The sequence below is a fragment of the Bacillus sp. Root131 genome, from assembly GCF_001429475.1.
In the GTDB taxonomy this organism is placed as follows: Bacteria; Bacillota; Bacilli; order Bacillales; family Bacillaceae_G; genus Bacillus_A; species Bacillus_A thuringiensis_S.
Genome location: NZ_LMJQ01000001.1, coordinates 249,785 through 271,342, shown reverse-complemented (window position 1 = coordinate 271,342; position 21,558 = coordinate 249,785). Strand labels below are relative to the sequence as shown.

The window sequence follows — 21,558 nt, the reverse complement described above, 5'->3', positions numbered from 1 at the left end:
ACTATATAACATAAATTTCTTTTTCAATCTCTACTAACTGCTTTTGCAATTGTTCTTTACTTTGTTCATATAGAGATACATCGATCGTTTCAGCCAATGCAAACAATATACTTTCATAATAGTTCATCACATCTTGTTGCATCACTTTTTGGAATAAGTTCCACTTCATATCCCATTCTTGCTTATAATGATGAACAAATAAATCTTTTTCATCGGCTACATAGTTTGATACGAGCGGTTCTAATACAGATTTAGCGTCTTCTTGCATAAAAGCTTTGTCATTCTTTTCAAAAAAGCTTTTCTCATTTTTAAAATGTGCCAGTGCTTTTTTGAAATCTTTTATTTCAACTGAAGGGAACGGTTCTTTATGTGTAATATCTTTATATTCATACTCCACTGTTCCATTCATAGAAATTGATTGATTTTCTACTTTACAGTTCACTACAATTTCGTCCTTTGCACGCTTCATCGCTTCGTCTATCCATTTTTCAAGACGTAATGATGTCGCACGCATTTCTTGTAATAAATCATGCTGAATAAATGCTACTAATTCCATAACACACTGTTGCAATTGTGTTTTCACATTTCCATCCGTTCGAAGTGACGCCGGATTAATAAATTCAGTAAACACATCGTTATAGCGTAGGAATAGACGCTGTTGCACGTAATAAAGCAACTCTTTCACTTCATTTTGCATCGCCTGTTCTTCAGCAAGTACACTATATGATGAAATGATATGAAGTAGTTGACCACGCTCTGCTTCATATTTTTTCGTTTGCTTCTCTTTCTCTTCATTCCCCTGCTTTGCACCATTTATCATGTTTACTAAAAGCTGATCTGCCCCTTGCAACGCACCATATAGAGCATGCACAGAAACAAGCATTAAATCTCTCATCATAAAGGACGTAAATGATTCCTCAAACTTAGTAATTCCAGAGTTTTGTAAAATACCATACTTCTCTTTTTCAACATTCTTTCCTTGTTTCTCTTCAAGCGCACATAAACTTGAAATTGCAAATAAACGCGGATTTCTAATACCGTATTGCAGTAGCTGATCTGCGATATAACCTTTTACCATTTCAAGTTCTTCTTCAGACTCTGCTAAATCCGCCGCATTAATTAAGAAGAACATTTTATCAAGGGCAAAGGTATCCTTTACACGACCAAGCTGAATTAAAAATTCACGATCAGCACGAGAGAATACATGGTTATAATATGTTACAAATAAAATAGCATCTGCGTTTTTAATATACTGGAATGCAACATCCGTATGGCGAGCATTAATAGAATCCGCTCCAGGTGTGTCTACAAGCGCTACTCCCTGCCTTGTTAAAGCACAATCATAATAAAGCTCCATATACTCAACGAAGCATGATTTTTCTTCGTTCGCTACATAATCAGAGAACTCTTCTAATGTAACTTGTACTTGTTCTCCTAAATAAGTAGAAACTGCATCATACCCTTTTTGTACCGCTCGTAAAAAGCTAAATGTTGTTTTTTGCTTCCCAGTTGGTGAAGGATATTTCATAACTTTATCAATTTGTGCTAACGCCTCATCTAACGTAGTAATCTCATAATGAAACAGCTTATAAACAGCTTTCATATCTTCTAATAAAGCTTGCTTTGATTTGAATTGAACCATTACTGTTCCGTGTGGTTTTTCCTCTGTAACCGGCAAAATTTGATTAATCGTTGCCGTCGTCGGATTTGGTGATACAGGAAGTACCTTCTCACCTAGTAAGGCATTGGCAAATGATGATTTCCCAGCACTAAAAGCTCCGAATAACGCTACTGTAAATTGTTTCGTTTCCACACGACGCCTTTTTTCTATTACCTCTTGCTGTACATGTTTCAGCGCTGGCAATGGCTCTAATATCATTTCAGCTTTCTTCACTTTCTCTAATATACGCTGAATATTTAAAACTGCTGTTCCTTTTATCTCTTCTTCATGAGCCGCCCCGTTATCATTTACAATCTCCTGCTCTTGTAGTGTAAATTTCTCACTAACAATTTGTTTTTCACGTTGCAATATCTCCTCTATTTGCAATCCTTCTGGTGTAGCAACACGCTCGCGCCAAATATTTTGTAAATAACTTTCATATGTCTCTAAATTGTTACTGTATTGTAATTCCGTCTCTTTTGCCGTTTGCAACATCGTATATTTTTCAATCTCTTGTTCCATACGAGCAACTGCTTCCTTCACCTTTTGCTTTAAAACGACTGCACTTTTATCAAAAATTTGCTGAGCTTTTGTAAAATAACGTTTCTTCAGTTCATTCGCTACATCCGCTGTATAAAGAAGTAAGTAATCACCTGTGAAACCTGCACCTTGTTTAATGACTTCAGCTAACATTTCTGGTCCAAAAGCAATTTCTAAAGCATATATGTCTTTCCCAATTTCCTCCGTGAACAATCCTTCTTCTTTTAAGAAGGCCACAATAAATTCTTTCACATGAAAATCAAGTTGCGTTTCAACAGTCTTTTGAAGGGCAGAATAAAACGCCTCTACACGTCTTTGTTTTTCTTGCTCCGTCTTTCCTTTTGCAAATAGCAAACCAACTTTAAACTTTGTTAATTTCGTTTCTAAATATGCATTTGCCAATTCTCTCATTTCAAATGGCATTAAATACGCGTTATCTAATATAGCTTGTAAACCTTTTATAAATTCGTTTCTCACATGAGATTCTTTACTAGCCTCGCGATGTTTAATTTCCGTTAGCTCTTCTTTCTTTTCAACTATTTCTGAAATCGAAAGCGGTGATGCTAACTCTTCCTCATATGTCAAAAGAGCTTTTTCATTTTCAGAAAGAATAAACGAGAAATGTTCCCCCATTAAATATTCTGTTTCTCGCTCCATTCCATCTCTTACATACTGCTTTTTTTCTTTCATAATAGATGTAATTAATGTTTCTAAGCTTCCAATTTCATTATGTGGATGGTTCATCATTCTTAATGACGTATAATAAACTCCATCTACTTCAATATCCCAGTTAGAGAACGATTGTTTTACACTATCTTTATAATCCTCAAACGATAATTCATTTTCTTTATGTTTATCTATTTGATTTACAACGAGATAAACCGTTTTATTACGTTGTTTCAATTCTTTAACAAATTGTAAATTCACTTCCGATTGGACGTGATTATAATCCATCATATAAAAAATTACGTCTGCTAGATGCAGCGTTGATTCTGTCGCTAATTGATGGGCATCATCTGTTGAATCAATCCCTGGTGTATCAACTAACATAACACCCTCAGGAATTGGCGCATCATTCCGATAAATATGAACACCAATTACCTCATCACCGTCTTTACAAATTTGTTTTAATTCTTCCGCTGAATATGCACCATCATATTCGTACTGTTCTCCAGATTTAATCGTTACAACAACACGATCAAATCCCTTTTCAATTTTAACGACGTTAGCGCTTGTCGGAATTGGACTTGTTGGTAACAACTGTGCTTTATATAGATGATTCATCATCGTTGATTTCCCTGCAGAGAAGTGACCGCAGAACGCTATCATAAGCTGTTCTTGTTTATATTTTTGAATCACCTCAAACAACTTTAAACTATTCTCTGCATCGCCGTGTTTTTGCCACTCTTCATAAAAACAAACAAGTTTTCTCATACCGTTTGTCTGTACTATGTTTGTCATCCCCTTGTTCCCCTTTATCCAAGATGTATATACTTTTCCCTGCTATTTGCGAGCTCATAACCAGTGAGAGTTACACCTACCCATTGATTACAGTTTCACTTTACTATCATACTAAATTTTCAGCATATTCTCATTAAAAATAAAAAATCCCTTTCATTCTTTTTACAAATGAAAGGGATTTTATGTCATATCACTCATTTTGCTGTTCCTACTCCATTTAAAACATACTTTGTAATAACTGCATATACAACGACTGTACCTGCTACTAATGCATATACCATACTTACGCACCAACCTTTTTTGATAATGATTATCACTTTTGAATACAGTTTATCATTAAAGAGAATCATTATCAACACTTTTCATAAAGAAAGCCCCTTATAGGAAGGAGCTTTACTGCCTGTTTTGAAGAAGGTTAAAACTTGTTGTGCACTCTTATTATATCTCATAATACGCATCTTAACAGTTTTAAAAATTGGAAATTACCTATATACCCTCTTCTTTACATTTTGTATAATAAAAGGGAATTACTTAACAAGGAGGAAAATAATGACACAAAACATTTCACAAGGCGAGAGGATACATTCCATCGATATTATTAGAGGAATAGCTGTATTAGGTATTTTTCTTGTTAACTGGCCAATTATTGCCGGGGTTGACTCACGTGATATTACAGGAATTTACGAAGGGATAGACAGCTATATTCGCCTATTTTACGATATGTTTATTCAAACGAAATTTTATACAATTTTTTCGTTTTTATTCGGATTAGGTTTTTATATTTTTATGAATCGTGCTGAGGCGAAGACCGATCGTCCAAAAACTTTGTTTGTTCGCCGCTTACTTATCTTATTATTATTTGGGTTCTTACATTACGTTCTTTTATGGGACGGTGACATTTTACATACTTATGCAATTACCGGGTTTTTCTTATTTTTATTTTACAAAAGAAAGACACGTACTATTTTAATATGGTCAATTGTACTATTAAGTTTCATGCAATTGTTCACATTATTAGGTTCTCTTGTCATGTTATTAGTGCCGGTAGATGAACTAGGCCTTTCCATAGCCATTATGCCGTTAGAAAACTGGGGCTTACAAATTACAGACAGATTCTATTCTTTCTATTCTGAAGCAATAAGTAACAGTCTTATTATGCTTCCTGAAACACTAGGATTGTTTTTACTCGGATTATATGCCGGTAAAAAAGACATTTTCCGCCGTGCTAAGGAATTAGATCCAAAACTTAAAAAATGGCAAATCATTATGTTCATTTTAACATTACCGATGTGGTTTATTATGGTTTACTTCTTTATGAACAATCAACCATACACACCATTTTCACTTATGGGTATTACGATGATAAGCGGAAAGACATTGTTCATCTTCTACATTGTCACGTTAATGCGTTTATTACAAAAAGAAAAATGGCAAACAGTATTACGTCCATTCCAATACGTTGGACGAATGGCGTTAACGAATTACATCTCACATACAATTGTTACATTACTTGTATTTGGGCTACTATTCAAAAATGATTATCTTGCTCCATTATGGGTTGGACCACTATTCTGCGTCGGTTTCTACACGTTACAAATCTTTATTAGCCGCTGGTGGCTTTCACATTACCAATACGGGCCACTTGAGTACATTTGGCGTCTTGGTACTTACGGGAAAATGATGCCACTTAAAAAGAAAAGCAAGGTCTCATAACGAGACCTTGCTTTTTTACGCTTCTCTTACTGCACTTTGCATAGACACCGGCTCTTCTTTTACTTTCACTTTGCGCTGCGGCACCATATTAAATACGATATTTAACAATACTGCTGATGCACTTCCAAGTACAATTCCGTTATCTGTTAAAATACGAATGCTTTCTGGAAGTTGTGAGAATAATGTAGGAACGACTGTTACGCCAAGCCCAATTCCAACAGAACATGCAACGATTAATAAGTTTTCTTGTCTTCCAAAGTCAACGCTACTTAACATTTTAATACCATATGCCATAACCATACCAAACATTGCGAGCATAGCACCGCCAAGTACTGACTTCGGAATAATTGTTGTGATAGCTGCAATTTTCGGAATAAACCCAAGAGCGATTAACATACCACCGCAAGTATAAATAATAACGCGATTTCTTACTCCAGTTAATTGAACAAGTCCTACGTTTTGAGAGTATGTTGTATATGGGAACGCGTTAAAAATACCACCTAACACCATCGCTAATCCTTCTGCACGATACCCTTTTGCTAATTCTTTTTCACCGATTTTTTTATTGCAAATATCAGATAATGCAAAGTATACACCTGTTGCTTCTACAATCCCTACACAAGCAACGAGAATCATTGTAATAATTGGTGTTAATTCAAATGTTGGTGTACCGAAGTAAAATGGCTGAATACCATGGAACCAATCCGCCTCTCCAACTGCTTGCAAGCTTACTTTCCCCATAAATGCTGCAACGATAGTACCGAACAACAAACCTAATAGAATAGAAATTGAACGGATAAACCCATCAAAGAAACGATACATAATGATGATAAATAATAACACTCCAAATGCTAACGCTAAGTTTTCAAGACTTCCGAAATCTTTGCTTCCTACTCCACCAGCCATATCATTAATAGCGGCTGGAACAAGTGTAACTCCAATTACTGTAACGACAGACCCTGTTACAACTGGTGGAAACAGTTTTACAAGCTTTCCAAATAATTTCGCAAAAATAACAACGAATAACCCGGCAGCAATAATTGCCCCATAGATAGAAGACACACCGTATTGTTTTCCAATTGCAATCATCGGCCCAACCGCTGTAAATGTACAACCAAGTACAACTGGGAGTCCAATACCGAAAAAGCGATTTGATAATGCTTGTAAAATTGTCGCAACGCCGCACATTAATAAATCAATTGAGACTAAGTATGTTAACTCTTTTTGATTTAAACCAAGTCCGCCGCCTACAATAAGCGGTACGATAATTGCGCCAGCATACATAGCAAGCATATGCTGCATACCAAGCGATGCAATTTTAAATGGATGCTGCTTCATTGCTTATTTCACCTCCGCAGTTTCATGCTGTACAAATGTAACTGTGCCGTTATCAAGTGATGCAATTTCTGCTAGTGATTCAACACGAACGCCTTGTTCACGAAGCTTCTTTCCTCCATCTTGAAATGCTTTTTCAATAACAATTCCAATTCCTGCAATACTCGCTCCAGCTTGCTCTACTAAACTCATTAAACCTAAAGCAGCCTGACCGTTTGCTAAAAAGTCATCGATGATTAATACACGATCATTTTCATCGATATGATTGCGAGATAATGAAATTTCATTCGTTTCTTGTTTCGTAAATGAGTATACGTTTGCAACGTACATATTATCTTGTAACGTTAACGATTTACGTTTTCTTGCAAAGATTACTTTTACACCAAGCTCTAATGCAGCCATAACTGCTGGTGCGATGCCTGAAGATTCAATCGTTACGATTTTTGTAATGTTCTCTTCTTTAAAACGTTTAGCAAATTCTTTTCCAATCTCTTGCATAAGTACTGGGTCAATTTGATGATTTAAAAATGCATCTACCTTTAATACGTCACCAGATAAAACCTTTCCTTCGTTCAAAATCTTTTCTTGTAATACTTTCATGTTTGTTCCCCCTCTTATGCAATAAAAAACTCCAAAAGCCGCCACCACTCGTTACAAGTGAGAGACGCGCTTTTGGAGTTTCGCAAAAAAGAATGCTAAACAAGCAATATATTCGTCCTCACTCATAGTCAAAGTATTTACGGTACTTCGGTAGAAACTTGCAGGCCATATCCCCGCGATTATATGAGTGTAGCTAACTATTTATTTTATAGATGGATTATAACGCACTTTTTATACTTTGAAAAGTATTTATTAACAAAACACGTACAAATTTTATAAAAACATCATTTTCGTTCGAGTTTTGTAAACTCTTACATATTATTTCAAAGCGTCGTTAAAACAATTGGCCCATCTTTTGTAATTGCAATTGTATGCTCATATTGCGCTGATAATTTCCCGTCCATCGTTCTTGCAGCCCATCCATTTAAATCTACTTTCGAATATCGCATACCTACATTTACAATTGGCTCAATTGTAATTACCATTCCTTCTTGCAACTCAGGCCCTTGTCCTTGTTTCCCAAAATGAAAAATTGCTGGTTCTTCATGGATCTCTTTACCTATTCCATGTCCCGTAAAGTCTCTTGCGACAGAAAAACCTTCATTTGCTACGTAACTCTCAATTGCATACCCAATGTCCCCTACATGATTACCGATTACCGCCTGATCAATCCCTTTATACAATGCATTCTCAGCTACTACCATTAACCTTTCCGCTTCCTCAGAAACATTTCCAACTCTATACGTCCAAGCAGAATCTGAAAGACCACCATTTAAGTTTACTACCATGTCAATTGTTACAATATCTCCTTCATTTAAAGGAACATCGGCCGGAAACCCATGACACATTTCATCGTTTACAGATGCACATATCGCATATGGATACCCATTGTAACCTTTCTGTTCAGATGTGGCACCATGCTGTTTTAAATACATTTCAACAAACGTATCAATCTCTTGTGTCTTTATACCTGGCTTTATCATTTTCGCAATTTCTTTATGACATGAAGCAAGTAATTTTCCAGATTCATGCATCAAATCTATTTCATTTTTCGTTTTAATTGTAATCATACTACCTCTACCTTTCCTTGCTAAACCTACTATTTACTACTAAAATTCTATCATACACATCTTCTTCCACAATTTCCAATTACAAAAGCAAATATCCTTTATCTCTATTTTCCGAATATAAATTTTTATTTAATTCGATTTTTAAGATATTATATCTAGTATTTTTTATTGATATTTACTTATAAACAAAGTATAGTGTTACCATACTATTAAAAGGAGGATTATTAAAGATGATGCACGCAGGAAGACTACGTCAGCAAACTTTGAACAATAAGTAACTTAATATGTTCAAAGGCTCTGTTTTCATAAAGCAGAGTAAACGGGATTAGTCTGCACATTTTTAATAATCTTCAACGGAAGAGTACACTTTCCACATGAAGAAAGGCAGATATACGTCTGTCTTTTTTTCGTATATTTTTTCATACAAAGAGAGGCGTTTATTCATTATATCCTCGTTTACTCTTAACCACAGACAGAAGCTCGTCTGTGGTTTTTTTATGATTACATTTCCTTATATCTCGCTACTTTAATCATATTGATGTAGTTAGAAACAATTAGTAACAGAAAACATTAAAATTAGAATAAACATTTGGAGGAAATGGGAATGAATACACTTAAAGTTAAACAATTAGCAAATAAGGAAGGACTAAATATATTAGAAGATTCAATAGTAATTAATGAATCTGGCGTTGACTTTCAAGTAGCACACGTTAAAGAACAAAACGGAGATAAATGGATACTAAGAATTCCTCGTAGACCAGAATCTATGAGACATGTCCAACGAGAAAAAAAAGCATTAGAACTTATGAAAAAACATGTAGAATTCCAAGTTCCTGATTGGTCTATATTCTCTGAGGAACTAATCGCTTATAAACAACTAAGTGGCGTTCCTGCCGCTACTATCGATATAGAACGACAAGAATATATATGGAACTTTAATGAAAAGAATGCACCAACTGAATACAATATTTCATTAGGAAAAGTTCTAGCGAATTTACACTCATTACCTCAGCAAAAATTTAATAATATAGGTGTTGAAATTCTTACTGCTAATGAATTAAGAACTTCTATGAAACAAAGGATGAATCGAGCGAAGGAACAATACCACATCAATCAAAACTTATGGGATCGTTGGCAAGCATGGCTAGCTGAAGACTCTTTTTGGCCATCTCATGTAGGAGTAAAGCACGGGGATATACATCCAGGTCATATCCTGATTGATAAGAAAAATAATGTAACTGGCTTAATCGATTGGACAGAAGTAGGGATAGCTGATGTATCTATCGATTTCGCTTCCCATTATCTGCTCTTTGGGAAAGATGGACTAACAAAGTTAATTAATTCTTATGACAATTCTGGCGGTAAAACTTGGTCAAGAATGGATGAACATATTATCGAACTTCTAACAACAAATAGTATCACTGTTGCTGTATACGCTCAAGTATCAGGTTTGAAAGACATGCATGAAATAGCTGTACACATGCTATCAACTGAAAGTTAATGAAGTTGCAAAAAACAGAAGAACCCTCTTCTGTTTTTTGTTATTTTCCACATATATAATTCATTTTCAAAAACTCAAAACAACTACCGTTTGTTTTTTGTATAAACGTCCCAACTGCTTCAAACCCTGCCCTTTTATATACTTTAATAGCTCTCTCATTAAATTTCACTACTGATAGTGTTATATAATTGCACCCATATTTTTCTTCACTAAAAGCTAGTCCCGCATTCACGAACTGTAAACCAAATCCATTGCCAGTTATATCAGGTCTCATTCCAAGTCCTATATCAACCGTTCCATTATTCATTTTACAAACAGTAAAAAAACCAATGAGAGTGCCATTTTCCTTTACAGAAAATGTATGATTCCCTCTACTCTCATCATGTAAAAACTCATCTAAATCTTCTTCATCTGCCGCTATATCATAAAAAGAATATTTCCCTTCATAGTGCCAGTTATATGCAATCTCTTCCGCTTCTTCTTGCGTCATTACTGTATATGTATAAAGCATTCTTTTATCCCCCTTAAAAAAAGAGCTGCAATTAAGCAGCTCTTTTTTATAACTCATAAATTTCTTTATACTTCGCTTCTAAATAATCTGCTAAGTAGTTTGCATTTAATCCTTCGCCTGTCACATCTTCTAAAATTTCAAGTGGCTTTTTCGTTTTACCGTATTGGTGAATATTTTCTGTTAACCATTCACGAATTGGTGTTACGTTTCCTTCTTCTAATAATGCGTCAAAGTTCGGAATGTCTTTTAACATTCTTTGCTTAAACTGTGCTGCATACATGTAACCAAGCGCATAAGATGGGAAGTATCCAAATGAACCACCAGCCCAGTGAACATCTTGCAATACACCTTGTGCATTATTTTCCGGACGAATGCCTAAATATGCTTCCATCTTATCATTCCAAGCTGCTGGTAAGTCCTTCACTTGTAATGTACCATCAAATAATTCTTTCTCAAGCTCATAACGAACCATAACATGAAGCGGGTATGTAAGCTCATCTGCTTCTATACGAATGAATGACGGTTTCGATTCGTTAATTGCATCATAAAACTCATCAACTGACATATCATCAAATTGACCATTGCTATACTCTTTTAATAAATCATAATTCTTCTTCCAGAATGATTTATTACGGCCGATAAAGTTCTCAAAGAATAATGATTGTGATTCGTGAATACCCATAGATGTACCACTGCAAAGTGGTGTACCTTCAAATTGTTCTGCAATATTTTGTTCATATACTGCATGACCACATTCATGAATTGTTCCAAAAACAGCCATACGAAAATCTTTTTCATCATAGCGTGTCGTAATACGAACATCCCCTCTATTTAATGTAATTTCGAAAGGATGTACTGTTTCATCAAGACGACCTGCTTCAAAGTCATAATTCAATTGCTTCAATAATTCTAATGTAAAGTTCTTTTGTTTTTCTTTTGAAAATCGTTCCGATAAAGCACTTGTTTTTAATCCTTTTTTAGACTCAGAGATTTCTTTTACAAGCGGTACGATGCGCTCACGAAGTTGACCAAATACGTGATCTAAAACTTCCACTGTAATACCTGGCTCATACATATCTAATAATGTATTGTATTTATATGTTTCATAACCCCAATATGTAATAAATTTCTTTTTAAATTCCACAATTTTTTCTAAGTACGGGCGGAACATTTCGAAATCAGATTTTTCGCGAGCTTCTTCCCACACACTCTCCGCTTTCGCTTCTAATTTCACATAAGCCTCATATTCAACTTGTGGAATTTTTTTATTTCTATCATATTCTTTCCGGCACTCTTCAACCATTTTCTTCGTCGTTTCAGAAAGTTTATCTTCGCGTATTAAAGCTTCAAGCTCTGTTAAATAGTTTCCCATCTCATCTGAAGTCGACATAGCAAACACTTCTGACGAAAGCATACCAATTACTTCAGAACGCTGATCCACACCTTTTTTTGGTGCACCTGTTCTTAAATCCCAAAACATTAAACTTAATGCTTCTCCATAATTCTGTATCTTCTTCACGTATGTTAAAAATTGTTTTTCTACTTCATATGTAGCAACTGTCATCGTATAAAAGCCTCCTTTTTCTACCTCAAACTTAATTCGACACGGAAACATAAATTCCTTTTATAATAGAAAAAAGCTTGGCAAGCGCCAAGCTTTTTCCTTATAATTCTTTACCTTCTACTGGCAGTACATTTTTCACAGCTGCAACTACTTTCTCATCTTCTGAATCAGATAAGAAGATTGATATAGCACCTTTATCGTCGCTCGTACGAATTAAACGTCCGATCCCTTGACGAAGTCGTAAAATCATATACGGTACATCTACATCCCAGAATGGATCATTTACGTGCTTACGTTTCGCTTCAAACACAGGATCGTTTGGAGGGAATGGTAATGACCAAATGATAACATGTGATAATGATGAACCTGGAATATCTAAACCTTCCCATAAATGAACGGCACAAAGTACAGTCTCTTCTTCATTTTGGAAACGAGAAACGAGCTGACTAATTTCCTGATCTCCTTCATATAGGAACGGAACTGACATTTGTTCTTTACTTACATATTCTTTAAACGCTGCAAGTTCTTGTGTTGTACGGAATAATACAAGCGTACGTCCATTTGTTTTTTGTATATTTTCAAGTGTATATTGACACTTTCTTTCCCATTCATTTTCTTTCGTATGCGATAGTAAGTTTACCGCCATTTGCTCCTCATAATCAAACGGTGAGGCAACTGAGAATGATAAGTAATCTTTTACCCCTAGACTATTTGCTGTAAATGCGAATGAATCGTTGTTCGATAATGTCGCAGAAGAGAAAATATACGGGATTTTCTTCGAGAATACTTTCTCTTGTAACACCTCTTCAACTGCACGCGGCATAATAACTAACGTGAAGGCACCATCACCTTCTTCACCCCATGTAATTACATTTTTCTCGTGCATAAACAGACGAAGTGAATGTTCTAACACATCTAAATGCTCATCAACGATATTTAAGTCATACGTGTTTACTGTATGCATTTCACTTTCAAATACTAATGCATCACCGACTTCACCAATTTTTGCATAAAGTCGCTTCGCTTCAGCTGTTACTTTTTCTGTCACAGTAATTTCTAAACGATCAGAACCGGCAATTTCCTTTTTATTCTCTTGTAACACATCAAAGAATCGCTCTGTTTGCCAAATTGTTTCTTCTACTAAATGTGCAAACTCCTCGCGAATATCGTTTTGCAACAATCTCGTTAAAAGTTGCTCCATCATCGTTTGCTTTAAACGGTATGTTAAAGCTTTTTGAGCTGCATATTCTACAAGATGTCCTTCATCGAATACAACGCAGCTACTTTCTGGTAATAATGGAATTTGCCCTTCACGCTTACGAGCATCGTACGTCCAAATATGATCCATATAGAAATCTTGAGAACAAATAATTAAATCTGCTGCTTTACGATAATGTTCACGAGAAAGAGTTTGTCCACAGCGATGACGAGAATCACAAGTAAAGCAATCTTGGAAGTAATCCCAATTTACTTTTGACCATTCTTCGTCATTTAAAAGTGGAAATTCTTTTCTGTCACCATAGTGAGTAAAGTTTTGCATCGTACCATGATCGAATACAAACTGTGGTAACTCGTAATATACGTCTTCAATTACTTCTGGAGCTCGTCCACTCATAACATCTTCAAGTTTACGTAAGCATAAATAATTATCCATTGATTTTGCAAGCCTTACATCAACAGATAGCCCTAATGCTTCAGATAACTTAGCAATGTCCCCTTCTTCTTTCACAAGCTGCTCAATTAACGTTTCATCTGCACAAGCAATAATAGCTGGTTTCCCAGTATAACGCGCGTAACAAATTGCATATAGAAGATATACAATTGTTTTCCCTGTTCCTACACCAGCTTCTGCGAACATAACTTTCTTTTCTTGGAAAGCGCGTTCTAACTGAAACGCCATAAAAATTTGTTCATCACGCTCTTCAAAGCCTTTTTCCGGAAGGATGTCGTAAAACACATCTCCAATCCACTCATTCAACTTATCATAAAAATTATCTTGTTTTCCTACTTCAAATGGTAATCTCTTCTCAGTAAACATCCTTAGCCTCCAACCAAAAAGTTTTTCTATAAAAAGATAATAGCAACTGCTACGCATATGTATGCATTTGCTTTCCCCTGTTGCCATACATAGAAATTCACGAAAAAAAATTTTCCTTTCGAAAAAGGAAAATTTTCTTCTATATTAATGACTTTAAATACCGTTTATCAATCGCTGTTTCATGTGAAAGAGCTGACAAATATTCTTCTTGTGCTTTTTGTATTTCATCTACAATCGCACCTTGACTATCCACTTCTTTTCCGAGCTCGTCATACGTACGGTGAATAGCTTTTTGAATCATTGATAATTGGAAACTATCCATATCACTTCCTCCTTTACGCATTACATAATAGCCAGTATATGCGCGCTGGAGGAGTTTTATACTATGAATTACGCGGTGGACGTTTTCCGAAGTATTGGTAGTAATCTGTACGGATAAATCCGTTAAACAGTTTACGCTTCTTCGACGCATCTTTTCCGTAACACTTCTCAAATGCTTCGTAGCTTGTTAATACATACGCTGACCATGTATCTAACGGACGGAATACTTGTCCCATTTCTTTATACAGTTGTTCAACGAGTGCTTTTTCACTTAAACGTTCTCCGTATGGAGGATTCGTTACAACGTAGCCATAATCCTCTTTTGTTGTGAAATCTTTTACCTGCATTTGTTTAAATGTAATTAAATCACCTAAACCTACTTCTTCTGCGTTATCTTGAGCAACTCGAATCATACGATGATCAATATCTGATCCTATGATTTGTAATCGTTGATCATAGTTCGCTAAATCTTCAGCTTCTTGACGCGCTTCACGCCAGTTTTGTTTACCTACCCAGCCCCACTCATCTGATGCGAAACCACGGTTAAATCCTGGCGCAATGTTTTGCCCAATTAATGCCGCTTCAATCGGAATTGTACCTGATCCACAGAATGGATCAACAAATGGACGATCTGGCTTCCAGTTTGTTAATTTAATTAAAGACGCAGCTAATGTTTCTTTTAACGGAGCTTCCCCTTGATCCATACGGTATCCACGTTTATGAAGTCCAACACCACTCGCATCAATTGTTAATGTTGCAATATCCTTGAGCATTGCAATCTCGATACGGAATAACGGACCATCTTCTTCAAACCAAGTTGTACGTTTATATGTTGTTTTTAATTTTTCAACGACAGCTTTTTTAACGATACGTTGGCAATCTGAAACACTGAATAATTCAGATTTTAAAGATTTACCGATAACAGGGAACTCGCCATTCTCTGGAATATAATCTCCCCAGTTTAATGCTTTCGTTTTTTCAAATAGCTCATCAAATGTTGTTGCTTTAAATTCGCCAACTTTAATTTTTACACGATCCGCAGTACGTAACCATAAATTCGTGCGACAAATCGCCTTTTCATCTGCTTCAAATGTTACTTTGCTGTTTTCTACTTGACATTCATAACCAAGATCGCGAACTTCTCGGGCAACTAACGCTTCAATACCCATTGCCGCTGTTGCAATTAAAGTAACTTTTCCCATTTGCATTCACCTCTTATGTATATTCAAACAATAATTAATAGCAATTGTTCCTATTAATCATTACATTTTACGAAAAATTTTCTCATTAACCATTTTAACTCATACTTTATAACTTCATACAAATAAAAAGCCCTCCTCTAACAAAGGAGAGCTGAGTTATTTCATAGTTGGTTCATAACGTTCTGTAAGCCATGTTCTGTTCCTTTGTACTACAAACGGCCCACGCCTCGTACTCCGGTGGCAATCATCTATCTACAGGTTATAAAACCTGTCCTTTCCCGTCGTTCATTTCCTTGGAAAAGATTCCCCTACCATTATTTGGGTTTCTCGCTCGTGGGGTTTACCTCGTTCCACTCCTATCATTTCTTCAAGGACTTCGTCACTGTGGCACTTTAAAGGTAGTCAAACCATATCCGAAAGGACTTAGGTTTTTTCCCTGCCGTTAAACCAGCCTTACAGCCAGAATACCCTAGCTTATGAATTGGCTAGGCACGAACACTACAGCCATCTCAGGCCGTGCGAGCATGGACTTTCCTCTACAACGTTGGCGTTGCAGCGATTACCCAAACGTTATGACATCCATTAGTATAGTGGAAACAAAAAGATTTTGCAACGTTTTTTTCTATGTAAAATGCTTAAACCTTTTCCCACCTTACATCATTCGTATAACTTACTTCCAAATACAGCTTTTTCTAAGTTAGATAAGCGTTTTAAAATATCCGTATTCGTGTTGTTATAAACCGGTTGTGCAACTGGTGTTTGTACAGGTTGTTGTGGAACTTGCGTTACTGCTAGTTTTTGTTCCTCTAATTCACGCTTTAAACGAGCATTTTGTTGCTTTAATTGCTCAAACTCTTTGTGGAAAGCTTCATAGTCTTTAATGATCATATCAAGAAACTTATCTACTTCTTCTTGCTGATAACCTCTCATACCTGTTTTAAATTCTTTTTCTAAAATATCTTTCGCTGTTAATTTAATTTTATCCGAAATCATTTTCTTCACCTCAAATTTTTACCAAAACTTTCATTAACTAAATTTTTTCAGAAACAATGCTTTTTGTCAATCATATATACGAGTACTATATTACATATTACTCTGCATTATTCCACTGTTCCTCTTCTATTATATCTTGTAACTCAGAAAAAAGAATGAAATAACTGTGATAATTTTCTATTTCCCCTTTTTTCTTTGCTGTTTCTACAATATATTTGGGACTTCCTGGTTTTTCTTCATCGTATACCGCTAAAAGTGCATCACTTTTTTCAATAAAAAATTGATTTTTTAATTTAAATTGCTCTGGGCTTTCATACTTCCGTTTCGTGATACTATCAACATGGTCTGCTTGAGAAAGAATAAATTCGTAATATTCACGATTATCTTCTTTCCAATTTTCTTCTTGTTCTAAAAACGGAGTGAATACCGCTAATTTTAAATCTGGATATTCTACTTGAATTTCAAAAACAACTTCAGCAGCCCATAATTCTACACCTAACTGGCCGCTTATTATAACCCATTCTAAACCATCTTCTACAAAAGTGGTTAATTTACGGTGTAATGCCTTTTTTATACACCCCACCCCTGGATGATCATTTTTAAATATTCCAAGTTCAAATGGCTTATATCCTGTTACTGCAATAACTTTCATATCAACACTCCAATTACAAAAAAAGAACTAGCATTTCGCTAGTTCTAACATATCATTTACTTTTTAAATATTCCACCAACGTTTGGTCCGATATTTGGACCTACTGGTGATACATTGTTTGGTAAAAACGGTGATACATTTGGTCCTGGTCCAAACGGTGATACATTCGGTCCTGGCCCAAATGGAGATATTTGATGACCGTGGTGATGATGACCATGGCCACACGGTCCACATCCACCGCCGAATCCTGGGTCGATTGGGTCCACAACATTTACATTTGAATTTGTTTGTGGGAAGAAGTTTTGGTTTTTAATTTGTTGATGATGTACATGTGTTGTATGTGTTGGGAAAATGTGTGGCACCACCGTTGTTGAAAAAGAGTGTGTTACGCATTGTTTCGTCGGATGAACGACAGGAGCAGTTGTACAAATAGGTCCTACAGGCTTATGCCCTCCAAAACAAGGATGACAATGATGCATAGTTTTTTCTCTCCTCTCTCGTTAAAAAAATCTGATTACACTTTACAGTATGAGAAAAGAGAGAAAGCCGTTTGTTATATATACCCATTTATTACAAGGAAATTTGTCTAGTCCTTTATTTCATATACCATACTTTCATAGACAACTCTTCAACATTACTTACCAAAAAAGCCTCCAACTTGCTTTACAATACCTGTCACCTGATTCATCGCATTCATCATTTGTCCAGCTGTATTCATCATTTTATTTACATCATAGTTACCATCGGATGTTTTAAATTGAGAAACAAAACTAGAAAACTGACTTGGCTGTTGTTGCTTTTGTTTACTCTGCGTCGGGTACGGCTGTTTTGGTGGATAAAACATCGCTTGTTGATTAGCATAGGGCGATGGTGGTGGCATATAATATTGCGAATTCATATAAGGCTGCTGCTGTTGTTGATTCATGTATGGTTGCTGAGCTTGTGATTGTTGAGCTTGATTCACATAAGGTTGCTGCTGTTGTGATTGTTGAGCCTGATTCACATGAGGTTGCTGTTGTTGTGGTTGTTGAGCCTGATTCACATAAGGTTGTTGCTGCTGTTGTGGTTGTTGAGCTTGATTCATAAATGAAACTTCAAACGGTTGATAATAATTTTGATTTCCATAATAAGGCTCGAAAGGATACATATTATACCGTAAATATGTATCCGTATTATATTGGTACATATTTTGCTGTGCATATGGATTTGTTTGCTGATATACGTTAGATTGTTGAAACATGCATTCTCTCCTCCTTCACATAAGTTTCTACATATATAATATGTACCTATAAAATAATATGTGTGATGGAGTATCTGTCTATTTTTGTCGGAAGTTTAAATTTTTAAAAAATTAAAAAAGAAAACCCTTCCATGCTATGATAATTAAGAAGAAGATTCTCATGGGGGAGGAATCAACATGGTATTAGGGGATTTAAAACAAGCGTTTTCTCAAAAAAAGGGGTATTGCACAGAGAATGCAAATGAATTATTAGACTTTGCGAGACATTGGTATCTCGAAGGAAAAATATGCATTTCAGATTATCGAACATTAATAAAAGAATTAGAAATAAACGGCGCAACAAAACCTACAACAATGACAGAAGCATAAAAATAACAAGAGGGTTCTCCCTCTTGTTATTTACATTGCTCAACTATATTTTGCAAAGTATACGAAATGGCTTGGTGTGTTTCAAAGAATCGTTTACCTTTACCTTTATTTACAAAGCATTGTAACACATTCGTTTGTAAATTATCGTATACTTGATCAATTTGCTGTACATGTATATACTTTGGCTTTTCTTCTTTAATCCACGTATAAGCTAATTCTTTCCACTTCTTTAATTCCTCATCTACCATGTCTACAAATGGTTTCATATCCTTATAAAAGTCGTATTCGATTAGTTCTCTTTTTTTTATATTCGCTTCATTATTATACTGCATGAGTTTTTCTGAAGACTGTATTAATGCTTCATTCTTCATCTCTTTCCCACCTTATTATGCACTCACTACGACGTTTTGAAATGTCTTTACCCAATTCCCTTTTTCTTCGTGATGCACTAATTTATTTTCCATATGTTCAATATGCATTTCTGTTATTTCTATCTTATTACATATTTTTTCACTCGCATCCTTTAATGCATGATTCATTCTAATCCCTATATTCATTTCCAGCAAATCGAGAGAACTTAACATTTGATCCATTTTTTTCATTACATCTTCCTTCTGAACCATCGCCATATACAAAACGCCTCCTTCTTTGCTTTTCCTTTGTCATGTAATTTCGCCGAACGATTCACCACTCCTGCCCACATGACAAAACTAGTTGTTATTCGTCAAAGAAATCATTTCGTATGTCATTTATAGAAATGGTAACAATACAAAAAGGAGGTGTAGTACAATGGCAAAGAACAAAAATGAAAAAAAGAAAAACCAAAACAAACAACAAAATAAACCCGAGACTGGCAATCCAAAGCTAGATGGTCCAAACTTCCCTGCTACATAAAGCGAGACTTTATTACGTACGGTTAAATTTCAAGTCACCCTTAATCTCCTACTAGCATTACGTTTTGAGATTAAAGTCGTAGCAAGCATAGCAGGATTATTTCAAATTAAGAAGTCCCGTCTTCAAAATGGAAGACGGGACTTCTTTTTCATTATATCATGAACTCATCCATCCTTTTAACGAAACGATTTACGATAGATATCCTATAGATTTGTTCCCTCTTTCTCCTATACCATTCTGTTATATTAACTTCCTCTTTAGGTTCTTCAAGTACAAATAGCACATTCATTTTCATATTTGCACAAAACCAATCTCTCATTTCTATTTCTTCATGTAAAACAACAGGATAACTATCTCTAAGTGCTGGCGTACACGATTTTCTAGTTTCCTTTGAGTAAAATTCATAATCTTCTCTAGACCCAGTATGTGTAGTTTGCACTGCAAACTTATAAAACGAACCATTATAAATTGGATGAAACAATAACCATGCTAATTTTTTTCCCAGTTCTATACGCTGTTGTAACGTTTCAAATTGATAAACCGAAAATCCATACATCCTCCCTTCAATTGTTGGGAAGATAACTGCACTAATATGAAATCTTTCTTGTACTTTAAAAAGTGCAGTATGGAATACATGTTTTTTAAAATATGTGCTCTCAATGACTGGTTTTTGAATTTTATTTTGTTCATTTATAATAAGGGCTGTTATAAGCCTATTCATATCTCTTTTCTCCCAGAAAAGTAACCATTCTTTTTCCATAAAAATTGATACGCTGAAATATTGCAACAAATGAAAGAGAGGTGTACGTCTCTTCTTACTTTCCTCATACAATAATAGCTGAGGAAAGGCATCTAAGAAAATAATCCAATTAGCTTGTTCGTACAGAAGAAATAAATGTTTTTTTACCGTTTTAGGTAAAACAGTAGCATAATATCTCCCTTCTAAATCGGTCATATTCCATCCCGCATTTCTCGAAACCATACTCGCTAAAAAGGCCCACCTGATTTCACTATTTCTTAAATAATATTCTTGATAAGATTGTGTCCGAGAAATATTGTCCACATTAGCTATTTCTGTTTTCTTTGTAATATTGCGAATGATTGCTTTTTCTTCCTCTGTACAAAACTTTTTTTCTCGATTTTGTTTAATTTTCATATAATCATTCCATGTCAACATAAATAAGTCATCATACCTTTCATCAAAAAGGTCACATCTTTTTTCATTTTTTGATATAATCACCTTTGTAAGTAATTCTTAGTAAGTTGGGAGTGGACACACTATGACCATTCGTTACCCAAATGGAAAAAGGTATAATCAAGCTTCACAACCTCAAAAAACACCTATAAAAACACATACTTATAGCAACAGAGGTATGTCCCTTGAAGAGGAATTGAATGAAACAAATCAATATTACTTAACCCATAATATTGCATGTGTACATAAAAAACCTACACCTCTTCAAATTGTAAAAGTAGATTACCCCGCTCGAAGTGCTGCAGTGGTAAAAGAAGCGTATTTTAAACAACCTTCTACAACAGATTACAACGGTGTATACAAAGGGAAATACATCGATTTTGAAGCAAAGGAAACAAAAAATAAAACTAGTTTCCCACTTCAAAACTTCCACCTTCATCAAATAGAACATATGAAGCAAGTGGTTGCTCATAATGGAATTGCATTTGTCATTATTAAATTTACACTTTTTGATGAATTTTATTTATTAGATGCAAAACATATTATTGCATTTTGGAATCGTCAAAATACTGGTGGACGCAAGTCGATTACGAAAGAAGAAATAGAAGAGCATGGATCCTTATTATCATGCGGTTATCACCCTCGGATTGACTATATCCGTGTACTAGACACGGTTTATTTTTCGTGATAGAGTCATCA

22 protein-coding genes, 1 other RNA gene and 1 riboswitch are annotated in these 21,558 nt (G+C 35.2%); of the genes, 5 read left to right on the top strand and 18 right to left on the bottom strand.

All coding sequences use genetic code 11. The features are described 5' to 3' along the window. Position 1: 1 nt before the first annotated feature. Together ASE54_RS01435 and ASE54_RS36090 are read right to left on the bottom strand one after the other, a co-directional pair. Positions 2 to 3,661 (bottom strand): dynamin family protein, encoded by a 3,660-nt coding sequence (locus ASE54_RS01435; RefSeq protein ID WP_000182180.1) that lies wholly within the window; start codon positions 3,659 to 3,661, stop codon positions 2 to 4. A 194-nt stretch (positions 3,662 to 3,855) separates the two neighbouring features. Beyond that, positions 3,856 to 4,020, bottom strand: coding sequence for a hypothetical protein (locus tag ASE54_RS36090; protein ID WP_153587184.1), 165 nt, complete (start codon positions 4,018 to 4,020; stop codon positions 3,856 to 3,858). Positions 4,021 to 4,210: 190 nt separating this feature from the next. Between ASE54_RS36090 and ASE54_RS01430 the strand changes: the two genes are divergently transcribed. After that, positions 4,211 to 5,374 (top strand): DUF418 domain-containing protein, encoded by a 1,164-nt coding sequence (locus ASE54_RS01430; RefSeq protein WP_000193087.1) that lies wholly within the window; start codon positions 4,211 to 4,213, stop codon positions 5,372 to 5,374. 15 nt (positions 5,375 to 5,389) lie between these two features. Here the strand turns inward: ASE54_RS01430 and pbuX are convergent, their stop codons facing one another. From pbuX to ASE54_RS01415, 3 genes are all read right to left on the bottom strand, one after another. After that, complete coding sequence (gene pbuX, locus ASE54_RS01425) at positions 5,390 to 6,712, bottom strand: xanthine permease PbuX (RefSeq protein WP_000809210.1); 1,323 nt, start codon at positions 6,710 to 6,712, stop codon at positions 5,390 to 5,392. Between the two features lie 3 nt (positions 6,713 to 6,715). Then, positions 6,716 to 7,309, bottom strand: a complete 594-nt coding sequence (locus ASE54_RS01420) for a xanthine phosphoribosyltransferase (RefSeq protein ID WP_000866482.1) — start codon at positions 7,307 to 7,309, stop codon at positions 6,716 to 6,718. 105 nt (positions 7,310 to 7,414) lie between these two features. Continuing rightward, positions 7,415 to 7,516, bottom strand: a riboswitch (purine riboswitch). 116 nt (positions 7,517 to 7,632) lie between these two features. After that, positions 7,633 to 8,379, bottom strand: a complete 747-nt coding sequence (locus ASE54_RS01415) for a type I methionyl aminopeptidase (protein WP_000628412.1) — start codon at positions 8,377 to 8,379, stop codon at positions 7,633 to 7,635. A gap of 604 nt (positions 8,380 to 8,983) precedes the next feature. Here ASE54_RS01415 and mphL point away from each other — a divergent pair. After that, on the top strand, positions 8,984 to 9,880 hold the full coding sequence (gene mphL, locus ASE54_RS01410) for a macrolide 2'-phosphotransferase MphL (RefSeq protein ID WP_001094260.1): 897 nt from the start codon (positions 8,984 to 8,986) through the stop codon (positions 9,878 to 9,880). Between the two features lie 40 nt (positions 9,881 to 9,920). Here the strand turns inward: mphL and ASE54_RS01405 are convergent, their stop codons facing one another. From ASE54_RS01405 to ASE54_RS01365, 10 genes are all read right to left on the bottom strand, one after another. After that, positions 9,921 to 10,391 (bottom strand): GNAT family protein, encoded by a 471-nt coding sequence (locus ASE54_RS01405; RefSeq protein ID WP_000967501.1) that lies wholly within the window; start codon positions 10,389 to 10,391, stop codon positions 9,921 to 9,923. Between the two features lie 46 nt (positions 10,392 to 10,437). Further along, entirely contained in the window at positions 10,438 to 11,955 is a 1,518-nt protein-coding gene (ypwA, locus tag ASE54_RS01400; RefSeq protein WP_000215085.1) for a carboxypeptidase, read from the bottom strand. A 100-nt stretch (positions 11,956 to 12,055) separates the two neighbouring features. Then, positions 12,056 to 13,993 carry an ATP-dependent DNA helicase gene (locus tag ASE54_RS01395; RefSeq protein WP_000493696.1) on the bottom strand — a complete coding sequence of 646 codons (1,938 nt, stop codon included), beginning with the start codon at positions 13,991 to 13,993 and terminating at the stop codon, positions 12,056 to 12,058. A gap of 139 nt (positions 13,994 to 14,132) precedes the next feature. Next, positions 14,133 to 14,315, bottom strand: coding sequence for a DUF3921 domain-containing protein (locus ASE54_RS01390; RefSeq protein ID WP_000376895.1), 183 nt, complete (start codon positions 14,313 to 14,315; stop codon positions 14,133 to 14,135). A gap of 61 nt (positions 14,316 to 14,376) precedes the next feature. Further along, positions 14,377 to 15,516 (bottom strand): class I SAM-dependent RNA methyltransferase, encoded by a 1,140-nt coding sequence (locus tag ASE54_RS01385; protein ID WP_000521224.1) that lies wholly within the window; start codon positions 15,514 to 15,516, stop codon positions 14,377 to 14,379. A 180-nt stretch (positions 15,517 to 15,696) separates the two neighbouring features. Further along, an RNA gene (gene rnpB / locus ASE54_RS33390) (RNase P RNA component class B) lies at positions 15,697 to 16,087 on the bottom strand. A gap of 86 nt (positions 16,088 to 16,173) precedes the next feature. Continuing rightward, positions 16,174 to 16,509, bottom strand: coding sequence for a cell division regulator GpsB (gene gpsB / locus ASE54_RS01380; RefSeq protein WP_000622431.1), 336 nt, complete (start codon positions 16,507 to 16,509; stop codon positions 16,174 to 16,176). Positions 16,510 to 16,606: 97 nt separating this feature from the next. Then, positions 16,607 to 17,161 (bottom strand): DUF1273 domain-containing protein, encoded by a 555-nt coding sequence (locus ASE54_RS01375; protein ID WP_000862927.1) that lies wholly within the window; start codon positions 17,159 to 17,161, stop codon positions 16,607 to 16,609. A gap of 56 nt (positions 17,162 to 17,217) precedes the next feature. After that, on the bottom strand, positions 17,218 to 17,640 hold the full coding sequence (locus tag ASE54_RS01370) for a CotD family spore coat protein (RefSeq protein WP_000546292.1): 423 nt from the start codon (positions 17,638 to 17,640) through the stop codon (positions 17,218 to 17,220). 155 nt (positions 17,641 to 17,795) lie between these two features. Continuing rightward, complete coding sequence (locus ASE54_RS01365; RefSeq protein ID WP_000487717.1) at positions 17,796 to 18,401, bottom strand: YppG family protein; 606 nt, start codon at positions 18,399 to 18,401, stop codon at positions 17,796 to 17,798. A gap of 177 nt (positions 18,402 to 18,578) precedes the next feature. Between ASE54_RS01365 and ASE54_RS01360 the strand changes: the two genes are divergently transcribed. Next, entirely contained in the window at positions 18,579 to 18,770 is a 192-nt protein-coding gene (locus ASE54_RS01360) for a YppF family protein (RefSeq protein WP_000242652.1), read from the top strand. Between the two features lie 26 nt (positions 18,771 to 18,796). Here the strand turns inward: ASE54_RS01360 and ASE54_RS01355 are convergent, their stop codons facing one another. Both ASE54_RS01355 and ASE54_RS01350 read right to left on the bottom strand, forming a co-directional pair. Next, entirely contained in the window at positions 18,797 to 19,141 is a 345-nt protein-coding gene (locus ASE54_RS01355; protein ID WP_000786936.1) for a YppE family protein, read from the bottom strand. A gap of 15 nt (positions 19,142 to 19,156) precedes the next feature. Then, positions 19,157 to 19,399: a hypothetical protein gene (locus ASE54_RS01350; protein ID WP_001252036.1), complete on the bottom strand. Its 243-nt coding sequence runs from the start codon at positions 19,397 to 19,399 to the stop codon at positions 19,157 to 19,159. Between the two features lie 85 nt (positions 19,400 to 19,484). Between ASE54_RS01350 and ASE54_RS37495 the strand changes: the two genes are divergently transcribed. Next, on the top strand, positions 19,485 to 19,664 hold the full coding sequence (locus tag ASE54_RS37495; RefSeq protein WP_003277508.1) for a hypothetical protein: 180 nt from the start codon (positions 19,485 to 19,487) through the stop codon (positions 19,662 to 19,664). A 151-nt stretch (positions 19,665 to 19,815) separates the two neighbouring features. On the opposite strand, the gene ASE54_RS01345 is transcribed toward ASE54_RS37495, so the two are convergent. After that, positions 19,816 to 20,841, bottom strand: a complete 1,026-nt coding sequence (locus ASE54_RS01345) for a DUF2515 domain-containing protein (RefSeq protein WP_003277507.1) — start codon at positions 20,839 to 20,841, stop codon at positions 19,816 to 19,818. A gap of 103 nt (positions 20,842 to 20,944) precedes the next feature. Here ASE54_RS01345 and recU point away from each other — a divergent pair, with 103 nt between their 5' ends. After that, positions 20,945 to 21,547 carry a Holliday junction resolvase RecU gene (gene recU, locus ASE54_RS01340; RefSeq protein ID WP_000155599.1) on the top strand — a complete coding sequence of 201 codons (603 nt, stop codon included), beginning with the start codon at positions 20,945 to 20,947 and terminating at the stop codon, positions 21,545 to 21,547. Positions 21,548 to 21,558 lie beyond the last annotated feature (11 nt).